This is a genomic window from Type-D symbiont of Plautia stali (assembly GCF_001485335.1).
Taxonomy (GTDB): Bacteria; Pseudomonadota; Gammaproteobacteria; order Enterobacterales; family Enterobacteriaceae; genus Pantoea; species Pantoea vagans_C.
Genome location: NZ_BBOC01000041.1, coordinates 37,691 through 47,122 on the forward strand (window position 1 = coordinate 37,691; position 9,432 = coordinate 47,122).

At 54.0% G+C, this 9,432-nt stretch carries 10 protein-coding genes; 5 read left to right on the top strand and 5 right to left on the bottom strand.

What is annotated here, in order from left to right:
• The first annotated feature begins 39 nt into the window (after window positions 1-39).
• The gene (locus PSSD_RS14290; protein WP_058972681.1) at window positions 40-753 is read left to right on the top strand and encodes a FadR/GntR family transcriptional regulator; all 714 of its coding nucleotides are present in this window, start codon (window positions 40-42) and stop codon (window positions 751-753) included.
• On the opposite strand, the gene PSSD_RS14295 is transcribed toward PSSD_RS14290, so the two are convergent.
• The 4 genes from PSSD_RS14295 to dgt all read right to left on the bottom strand — a co-directional run bounded on the left by PSSD_RS14295 (window position 750) and on the right by dgt (window position 6,502).
• Window positions 750-1,994, bottom strand: a complete 1,245-nt coding sequence (locus tag PSSD_RS14295) for an alginate lyase family protein (protein ID WP_082672316.1) — start codon at window positions 1,992-1,994, stop codon at window positions 750-752. The genes PSSD_RS14290 and PSSD_RS14295 overlap by 4 nt on opposite strands.
• 37 nt (window positions 1,995-2,031) lie before the next feature.
• On the bottom strand, window positions 2,032-3,189 hold the full coding sequence (locus tag PSSD_RS14300; protein ID WP_039331234.1) for a CdaR family transcriptional regulator: 1,158 nt from the start codon (window positions 3,187-3,189) through the stop codon (window positions 2,032-2,034).
• Between the two features lie 234 nt (window positions 3,190-3,423).
• Window positions 3,424-4,872: a serine endoprotease DegP gene (degP, locus tag PSSD_RS14305; protein WP_058972683.1), complete on the bottom strand. Its 1,449-nt coding sequence runs from the start codon at window positions 4,870-4,872 to the stop codon at window positions 3,424-3,426.
• A 136-nt stretch (window positions 4,873-5,008) separates the two neighbouring features.
• Window positions 5,009-6,502, bottom strand: coding sequence for a dGTPase (gene dgt, locus PSSD_RS14310; protein ID WP_058972684.1), 1,494 nt, complete (start codon window positions 6,500-6,502; stop codon window positions 5,009-5,011).
• 98 nt (window positions 6,503-6,600) lie between these two features.
• Here dgt and mtnN point away from each other — a divergent pair, with 98 nt between their 5' ends.
• From mtnN to PSSD_RS14325, 3 genes are read left to right on the top strand one after another with little or no spacing between them, the layout of a single operon-like run.
• Window positions 6,601-7,299 carry a 5'-methylthioadenosine/S-adenosylhomocysteine nucleosidase gene (mtnN, locus tag PSSD_RS14315; RefSeq protein ID WP_039331240.1) on the top strand — a complete coding sequence of 233 codons (699 nt, stop codon included), beginning with the start codon at window positions 6,601-6,603 and terminating at the stop codon, window positions 7,297-7,299.
• Complete coding sequence (gene btuF, locus PSSD_RS14320; protein WP_082672315.1) at window positions 7,292-8,176, top strand: vitamin B12 ABC transporter substrate-binding protein BtuF; 885 nt, start codon at window positions 7,292-7,294, stop codon at window positions 8,174-8,176. Before mtnN ends, btuF begins: the two co-directional genes overlap by 8 nt.
• Window positions 8,177-8,206: 30 nt before the next feature.
• Entirely contained in the window at window positions 8,207-8,458 is a 252-nt protein-coding gene (locus tag PSSD_RS14325; RefSeq protein ID WP_058972685.1) for a hypothetical protein, read from the top strand.
• Window positions 8,459-8,492: 34 nt separating this feature from the next.
• Here the strand turns inward: PSSD_RS14325 and erpA are convergent, their stop codons facing one another.
• Entirely contained in the window at window positions 8,493-8,840 is a 348-nt protein-coding gene (erpA, locus tag PSSD_RS14330) for an iron-sulfur cluster insertion protein ErpA (RefSeq protein WP_034829523.1), read from the bottom strand.
• A 223-nt stretch (window positions 8,841-9,063) separates the two neighbouring features.
• On the opposite strand from erpA, the gene PSSD_RS14335 reads away from it, so the two are divergent.
• On the top strand, window positions 9,064-9,432 hold a 369-nt coding region (locus tag PSSD_RS14335), incomplete at its 3' end, for an aminotransferase class III-fold pyridoxal phosphate-dependent enzyme (protein WP_153011441.1).

Sequence of the window (9,432 nt, forward strand, 5' to 3'; positions counted from 1 at the left end):
CTGGTTACTATTGGTCTATGTCTGACTTCCGGTATGACAATGACCATGCAATTTGCAGCTATCACCTCCGGCCAACGCGGCCTTGATATCCATATTGCCAGTGACCTCGCGCGCAAAATCTTGTCTGGGACACTGAAAGTCGGTGATGTCCTTCCCAGCGAAGTCGAGTTATGCGGTCGGTTTGGCGTTAGCCGCACTGCGCTGCGAGAAGCACTTAAACTGCTCTCGTCCAAAGGTTTACTGGAATCTCGCCCCAAACTCGGCACGCGCGTGCGAGAGCGCGCCCATTGGAATTTACTCGATGTGCAGTTGCTGGAGTGGATGGAAGGGATTGAATCGACGGAAGAGATGTATCAGCAGTTTTTAGCATTTCGCCAGGTTATCGAACCACAGGCAACGCGGCTGGCTGCCCTACACGCCACGCATGATCAACGTGTTGAGTTATCGCATTTGTTCCGCGAAATGAGCGCGATTTGCGCCGCCCAACCTTTTGACCTGGTGCGCTGGCTGGAAGCAGACAGTGCCTTTCATCGTCTTATTTTCCACGCCACGGATAATTGCTTCTTTACGCCGTTCGGCAATTTGCTGGCGACCACCTTCAAGTGTTTCTTCACCTGGCCGACCAGCGCACAAGAGATCTTTCTCGATGAGCACCGCAAAATCTATGAGGCGATCATGATGGGTGATGCCGATGCCGCCCAGCAAGCGTCCACCGTTTTAATGCTTCACAGCCCACGCACGCCCACCTCTTAAGGCTGCCGCGGCAACGACAATAGCCAGGTGTCACGCTGCGCCTGCATCACCGCACCCTTTGAAGTGGATGTTTCGGGAAGCGACCAGCTTGCGTGGTCGATCCAGCGTTGGTAACGATGGCTCTTCAGACTGTTATCCGCCAGCGACAACAGCGGAATCATCCTGACGCTCACCCGCTCACGATTTTTCCACGGCCAGGGTTTACGGTCATCGCTGTAGGGTGCCATGTAATCCAGTGCATCGATCAGTGAACCGCCCTGCTGATGGTAATGCCACAAATCTCCCGCCCCACTTCGCTGCACCAGCTGCGCCACACTGGTCAACGCTTGCAGATTGAAATAGCTGTAATGGAAAGAGCGCGTGCGCGCCAGTTCAAATGGCTGGGTGCCGTCCGCACGGATCTGCCCATCAATTTTTTGCCGTGTCAGTGCAGCCATCTGCTTAAACACCTCAGGCTGCTGCAAATACCAGGCAATACCGGCGACCTGCGCAGCGTACCAACTTCCGTGATTGTTGGGCGCATCGCGTTCGCCCTGTGCCAGTTTGCTGTGCTGCAGCCAGTGCAGATAATCACGAAACCAGGCGTGCAGTGCGGCCTGATCCTGCGCTCGCCAGCCGGGGGAATCTTGCAGCAGCAACAGCGCATCCACCACGCGCGTGGCGAAATAGCGCCCATCCAGCACGCCGGTGTGCCTGCCTTGTGCTCTGCCCGGCACACCCTGCGCATAATTGAGGTTGGGGTTCATGCGGGTCGCAGGATCGATAAACCATGTCCGCGCCATGGATTGGGCTTTTGCCGCATAACGCGTTTCACCGGAAAAATACCAGGCCAGGGTGAGGGCCTGCAGATCGGCAGTAAAGCGCGCCAGACGAACGCCATCGCTTTGATCGTTTTTACTGGCAGGATTCACCTCTCCGTCATGGCGAATCCAGGGTAAGCCCGCCTCCTTCGCCGGATCCGGCCACCAGTAAGCACTCAGGCTGAGATAATCATGCCGCGATCCGCTGGGCGGCAACATCCCTTTTTGCGTAACGGAGGGGTTCGACTGGTCCAGGGCGCGGTCGGCCGCGTGCTGCAACTGCTGCCACGCGGCTGCGGTCTGAGGAGCCGCGCTTTTGCTGTGCAGTGCTTCTCGCGCCTGCTGCAGCTGCTCGCCTGATAAGAATGCCAGCACCGGCGTCTGTGCCCGGCAAGACACCGCGATCGTCAAACCCAGCAGTAACCAAAGCGTCCGCGACATCAATGCATGCATCACCCTCTCCCAACCGCTGCTATTACTAGCTTTGCTCATCCAGTTGCAATGCAACGTACAGCAATAAACGATCGTCGAAATTACCCAGATTCAACCCGGTCAGCTCGGAAATACGGTTGAGGCGATATTCCAGCGTGTTGCGATGAATAAACAGCGCCCGCGCAGTGGCACTGGGTTGCACATTATGGTTGAACCACGCCACCAGGGTGCGGCGCAGCAATCCATTGTTGTCATTGGTTTTCAGCTTCGCCAGCGGCCGCGCCAGTTCGTTAGCTTGCCATCCGCCACGTAAACTATCCAACAACACGGGTAATACCAAATCCTGATAGAAAAAGCTGCGCTGTTCCGGCATACGCTGCTTGCCCACCATCATGGTGGTGCGCGCGGTGCGGTAAGAGCGAGCAATGCTGCCAGGGCCGGTGAAAAAATTACCCAGCGCGATGCGCATCCGCACCTGGCCGCTCTCTTTCATCCGTTGCAGCAGTTGATCGACACGCCGCCGATGATCGTCCTGATCGTAGCGCCCATGCGCATTTAGCGCCGGTTTCAGTACCACCATCTCGGTGAGTGAGACGATGGCAATGAGATTGTCACGATCGGGCGTGGTGAGCAGCGTTTGCAACTGCTGCAATTCGGACATCGCACTATCAACGCCGAGCTGGCCGCTGTCCACTTCCACCACCGCCACCACACGCGGTTGATTGAGATCGATCCCCAAACGCTGCGCCCACTCGTTTAACGCGGGCGAGAGCGTCTCACTGCGAATCAGGTTGAGCACTAACTCCTCACGCAGGCGGCTATCTTGCGCCAGCATATGCAGCAATCGCGCTTGTTCCAGCATCATTTCTGCCGTCATACACACCAGTTCACCGTAGTGACGTAGCGCCGCGGGTTGCCCGGTCAAACCAATCACGCCGACAATGCCGCCATCGATACGCAGAGGCAGATTAATACCCGGTCGCACGCCGTGCAGATGTTTAGCCACGGCTTCGTCGATGTCCACCACCCTTCCCTGTGATAGCACCAGCAGCGCACCTTCGTGCAATTCGCCAATACGCTCGCGATCGCCGCTGCCAATAATGCGGCCGCGCGCGTCCATCACATTGACATTGCTGTCAATAATTTGCATGGTGCGGGCAACAATATCCTGAGCCAGTCGCGCATCGAGATGATAGGTGGCCATCAATAGCTCCAAAGATAAAGAGGAACTGACAGAATACGCATCCCCACCACGCCTGACATTGTGCAACTGCACATAGCCGGATGGATAATGCGGGAATTGAGGCGAGCGTCACATTGCGACACGGACATCTGCACAATTTGATACAAAGCATCGTGGTACTAATGCTAACCGCGGGGCGGGATCATAACGAAAAAAGGCGAGCCGAAGCTCGCCTGTGATTAACAACGTAAAACCTTACTGCATCAGCAGATAAAGGCTGCTGTCGCCGCGCTGCACGTTCAATGCCAGCACGGATGGCTTGGTATCGAGGATTTTGCGCAGTTCACCGAGGTTCGCGATGGCCTGCTGGTTGACGCCCATAATCACGTCACCTTTCTTCAGACCAATTCGCGCCGCCGCACTGCCCGCCTTCACGTTATCGACTCGCACGCCCTTCTGACCATTGCTATCGACATTGCTCAGGTCGGCACCTTCAATACCGGTGTAAATGGTGGCCGACTGCACTTTTTCCTGCGAGCTCTGCTGGAGTTCTACCGTGATATTCACGGGTTTGCCATCACGCAGCAGGCCCAGTTGCAGTTTGGTTCCCACTGGCAGTGAACCGACTTCGGCACGCAGCGCCGCAAAGCTGGTCAACGGTTTACCATTCATCGACACCACAACATCACCGGCTTTCACACCCGCTTTTGCTGCCGCAGAGTTTGGCAACACCTGGCTGACGAAAGCACCGCGCTGCGCATCGACTTTCATCGCTTTCGCCAGTTCGGAGTTCAGCTCGGTGCCCATGATACCCAGTTCACCGCGTTTCACCTGGCCGTACTCGATCATCTGTGCGGTGAGGTTTTTCACCATCGCACTTGGGATCGCGAAGCCGATACCGATGTTACCGCCATCCGGTGCGAGGATCGCGGTGTTAATCCCGATCAATTCACCGTTCAGATTCACCAGCGCGCCACCGGAGTTACCGCGGTTGATCGCCGCATCGGTCTGGATAAAGTTTTCATAATTTTCGACGTTCAAGCCGCTACGGCCCAATGCCGACACAATGCCTGAGGTTACCGTTTCACCGAGTCCGTACGGGTTACCGATCGCTACGGTGTAATCGCCTACGCGCAGATCGTCAGAATCGGCGATCTTAATGGCGGTCAGGTTCTTGGCATCCTGCAGCTGGATCAGTGCGATATCCGATTGCGGATCTTTACCAATCACTTTGGCGTCATAACGACGGCCATCACTCAACTGCACCTGAATTTTGGTGGCGTTGTCGACTACGTGGTTGTTGGTCACCACATAGCCTTTATCCGCGTTGATGACTACGCCCGAACCCAGGGCACGGAATTTCTGCTGCTGCGTATTGGCTCCGCCGTCACCACCACCCTGGCTGCCATCACCGCCGCTCTGGCACATTGGCGAGCTTTGGAATGGCGAACCGTCCTGGCAGAATGGCGAATTATCACCAAAGAATTGCTGGAATTGTTGCGGCATCCGCGGAGTTTTCACGGTGGTACTGCCTTCAACGCTGATACTCACCACGGAAGGCATCACTTTTTCCAGCATCGGTGCCAGGCTTGGCAACTGTTGGCTCGAGGAGGAAGCAGATTCCGCCGCGAAAACACTCACAGGGCTCAATGCCATGCCCAGACTAAGCGCCAGCGCACTTAACATTAAGGTGCTTTTTTTCATTTGTCTGTGTCTCTCTAAGATTTACGGCCAGACCATTGCTGTGGTCGTGATGGTGAGATTAAGTTTTTAGCGCGAAGTTCCTAATGAAGTTTTGGGCAAAGGTAAAAATTTATTCTTCATCTTTACAAAACTCGGATTATTCCACCGCCATTAAACGACGATATTCATCCCACGCATAATTATCTGTCATACCGCTGATATAGTCCTGAATCAGCCGCGAACGATAATAGCGTTCCCATAACAAGCGTTGATATTTATGTTCGACGATAAGCGCGCGCATCTGCTGTTGATACGCTTTGCGATGTTTTCCGGAGAGTTTATGAAACAGTCGCGTCTCGATAGGATGCTTAGGGAGAAAATCATCGTTCATCAGCGTGGTAAACTGCTCGTAATCCAGCAACATCAATGACTGATATATTTCCAGCAGCCCTTTAATCACGCGATAACCCTGTAATTCCAGCTGCTCAACTTCAGGGTGATTAAAGACTTGCTGACGTGCCACAGTTTTAAATAGCTTCAACAATCGGCCTTCATCGCCATCATCTTCCAGCAAAGCGTGGTTAAAGCTGCCCTCGTAAATAGCAGGCAAATTATCCACAAAGCGGCGAACCGCATGACTCACCAAGACATTTTGGACATTAACGCGTAACGACATAAAAAACTGATCGCTGATACTGCGGCGTTTTTTCTGATTCGCTTCTTTCCAGGCTTCACCGACCGTGCGACTAAAGGCATCGCCACTATTTACCGGGCCCCAGGCGTTGAGCAAATATTTATACAGGATTTCAACATCAAAAATATCTTTCTCAACGGCATCATCCAGATCGGCAATGCAATAGGAGATATCATCGGCGGCTTCCATTATCCACGTCAGTGGGAAGCGATGATGTTCAGCCATATTGGTTGCCGCACGCAGATCGGCAACATATTCGCGTTCAGATAAATAGAAACCCGGCTTCTTCATTAATACGCTAAATTCAGCCGGCTTATCGCCCTGCCACCATGCGGGGGCGGTATATTTCAGGATGCAGGCGACCTGGGCATAGCTCAGATTAAGTTGCAGCAGCGTATGCACCAGACGAATCGCTTGTGCATTACCTTCGAAGTGGCACAAATCCTGACGAATCATTGCATTCAGCTGGTCAAAATCTGTCCGCTGACTATCATCGGCAACGCCCGCCACCAGCGGATCCACCAGTTCAGCAGGCAGGTTATCATCGAACCAGTCATTAATCGCCGCTTCGCCGAAGTGACCAAATGGCGGGTTACCGACGTCATGAAGCAGGCAAGCCATCTCTATCAGGCTTTCAAATGCCCCTTCAAACTCATCCAGACCATATTTTGCCAACCCACCGCCTTGAGTCTTCAGGGCTTGCAGAATCTCTTTAGTGATGTAGCGCCCGGTTTGCTGTACTTCCAGCGAGTGAGTCAAACGCGAACGCACGGCGGCATTGCGCTCCAGGGGAAATACCTGGGTTTTTTGTTGCAGGCGGCGAATAGCCGCAGAGTTAATAATGCGCCCGCGGTCGCTTTCAAAGTGACGCGTAATAAAGTATTCGCCTTCCGGATCTTTGCGACTGGTATAAGGGCGGGTAAAACTGATCTTCTTCCTGAAATTGATCGTTGCCATCATGACCCCTTATTTTTTGGTGAATTCATCCTCAGTCAGCCATGGTAGACTATGCCTCACTTTTGAGGTTTACATCCATCATTACAGCGAGATTCTTTATGAAAGCAGGCATTATTGGCGCGATGGAGCAGGAAGTTACCCTGCTGCGTGACAAAATCGAAAACCGTCAGACCCTGACGCTCGCCGGCTGCGAAATTTACACCGGTACGCTGAACGGTGTTGAGGTGGCTCTGCTGAAGTCAGGTATTGGTAAAACCGCAGCCGCACTCGGCACGACTCTGCTGCTGCAGCTGTGCAAACCGGATTTCATCATCAACACCGGTTCAGCGGGCGGTTTAGCGCCAACACTGAAAGTGGGCGATATCGTGGTATCAGATGAAGTGCGTTATCACGATGCCGATGTCACCGCATTCGGATACGAACCGGGCCAGATGGCGGGTTGCCCTGCGGCATTCGCCGCTGACGAGAAGTTAATTGCTGCTGCTGAACAGGTCATTAAACAGTTGGACCTCAACGCCGTGCGCGGTTTAGTGGTTAGCGGTGATGCCTTTATCAACGGTGCTGAGCCGTTGGCGCGCATTCGTCATACTTTCCCGCAGGCGATTGCGGTAGAGATGGAAGCCACGGCAATTGGCCATGTTTGCCACCAGTTCAAGGTACCATTTGTGGTGGTGCGCGCAATTTCAGACGTGGCAGATAAAGAGTCCCACCTGAGCTTCGATGAGTTCCTGGTCGTGGCGGCGAAGCAATCTTCCCTGATGGTAGAAAATCTGCTGGCACAGCTGGCGCGTGGCTAAGTATTGGCTGCTCGGGCTATTGCTGATTGGCAATAGCCTGCTTGCCGCAGTTCCTCGCGTTATTACCCTCGCCCCACATCTTACTGAACTCGCTTTTGCCGCAGGTATAACACCCGTTGCGGTCAGTGCGTATTCGGATTACCCCGCCCAAGCCACTTCGCTTGAGCAGGTGGCGAACTGGCAAGGGATTAAGGTGGAACGCATCCTGCAACTGAAGCCGGATGTGGTGTTGGCATGGCGTGGTGGCAACCCGCAACGGCAAATCGAACAACTGCAACGTTTGGGCATTAAAGTCGAGTGGATTGATCCACAAACCATTGATCAAATGATCGATGCGCTGGCCGCGTTACAGCAGTGGAGCCCGCACCCCAATCAGGCTGTCTCCGCCGCGCAAGCACTGCGCGAGCAGGAGAACGCCCTGCGCAAACAGTATCAGCGCCAGGCACCTACGCCGCTGTTTATGCAGTTTGGTCAGCAGCCGCTGTTTACCGCTGCGCGGAATACCCTGCAAAACGACGTGATCACCTTATGCGGCGGCAAGAATATCTTCGCCGATAGCAGCGTGAGTTGGCCGCAGGTGAGTCGTGAGCAGGTGCTGGCTCGTCATCCGCAGGCGATAGTGATTGGCGGTGGCAAGACTCAGGCCGCGAATATCGTGAAGTTTTGGCAGCCTCAACTGACGGTTCCGGTATTGGCGATTAACGATGACTGGCTCAGTCGGCCGGGTCCACGTATCTTGCTGGCAGCAAAACAGCTGTGCCAGGATTTACATCCGGTGAAAATAACACCAATTAAGACTAAAGATTCGGCAAAAATTGTCGAAAATCAAAATACAAGGCACGGCAGCCACGTATGCTCTGTGCCCTTTTTGCGCTAAGCGCAACTTTGACTTCACCAGGAATTAGACATGACCAGAGCCCTGCTGCTGGCCATAGGACTCGTGATGGCTGTACCTGTTGGTGCGGCGACGTCAACCGGTTCTATTGCCGTCACGCTGACCTTGTTCTCTCGTTGCGATATTTCGCGTCAGAATGAGCAAACGTTGCCATCGATCGATTGCGGGCGACATTTCAGTACACAGCCGCGCGTCACAGAAAGCATATTGAAAAAGAGAGCTAAACAGCAGGTGGCGTCACGATTAGTGACCGTTGAATGGTAGTGTCTGACCGCCAGAACGGCGGCCAGAAGCGGTATCAGATGCTGAAGGAAGAGCCACAACCACAGGTGGTTTTTGCATTGGGATTGGTCACTATAAAACGCGATCCCTCCAGACCTTCGGTGTAATCCACAGAGCCGCCTACCAGATATTGCAGGCTCATTGGGTCCACCACCAGCGCCACACCCTGTTTCTCAATGGTCATGTCGCCGTCATTCATTTGATCGTCAAAAGTAAAACCGTACTGGAAACCACTGCAACCGCCGCCAGTGATGTACACGCGCAGTTTCAGCTCTGGATTCTCTTCATCCGCAATCAGGTTTTTTACTTTTTTCGCTGCTGCTTCCGTGAATTGCAAAGGCAGTGCTGCTACGTCGTCACTCATCTTATACTCCGGGTAAACGTCCAGGTCAGAAAACAACCTCAATGCCACTATTATCTGCCAGCCGCCCAGTGCAATCAAGTGCCGTGCTTGACACTGTGTGCCGCCTGCGCTGCGTTAAAGTATAGCGTGACTCAGGGCTTTAGCACCGGAGCGCCTTTCGCCGCAGGCCGTTCTTCCTTAGAATGGCGCCAGAATTTTTTTCCAGAACAGCAGGAGCCGATCAATGAGTAAGTCAGAAAACCTGTATGCCGAAGCGCAACGCCTGATCCCTGGCGGTGTGAACTCCCCGGTACGAGCCTTTACCGGTGTGGGCGGCGTGCCGCTGTTCATCGAACGCGCCGACGGTGCGTATCTGTTTGACGCCGATGGCAAAGCCTATATCGACTATGTCGGTTCATGGGGACCGATGGTGCTCGGGCACAACAATGCCACCATCCGCACTGCGGTGATTGAAGCGGCATCACGCGGCCTGAGCTTCGGTGCGCCGACCGAGATGGAAGTCAAAATGGCAGAGTTGGTGTGTGAGCTGGTGCCAAGCATGGATATGGTGCGCATGGTCAACTCCGGCACTGAAGCCACCATCGAGCGCCAT

Coding starts and splice junctions, on each gene's coding strand:
- PSSD_RS14300 (WP_039331234.1), bottom strand. CDS start 3,189: ATGGCCACCTATCATCTCGATGCGCGACTGGCTCAGGATATTGTTGCC.
- PSSD_RS14325 (WP_058972685.1), top strand. CDS start 8,207: ATGACCAGAGCCCTGCTGCTGGCCATAGGACTCGTGATGGCTGTACCT.
- degP (WP_058972683.1), bottom strand. CDS start 4,872: ATGAAAAAAAGCACCTTAATGTTAAGTGCGCTGGCGCTTAGTCTGGGC.
- dgt (WP_058972684.1), bottom strand. CDS start 6,502: ATGGCAACGATCAATTTCAGGAAGAAGATCAGTTTTACCCGCCCTTAT.
- PSSD_RS14295 (WP_082672316.1), bottom strand. CDS start 1,994: ATGTCGCGGACGCTTTGGTTACTGCTGGGTTTGACGATCGCGGTGTCT.
- erpA (WP_034829523.1), bottom strand. CDS start 8,840: ATGAGTGACGACGTAGCAGCACTGCCTTTGCAATTCACGGAAGCAGCA.
- PSSD_RS14290 (WP_058972681.1), top strand. CDS start 40: ATGACCATGCAATTTGCAGCTATCACCTCCGGCCAACGCGGCCTTGAT.
- mtnN (WP_039331240.1), top strand. CDS start 6,601: ATGAAAGCAGGCATTATTGGCGCGATGGAGCAGGAAGTTACCCTGCTG.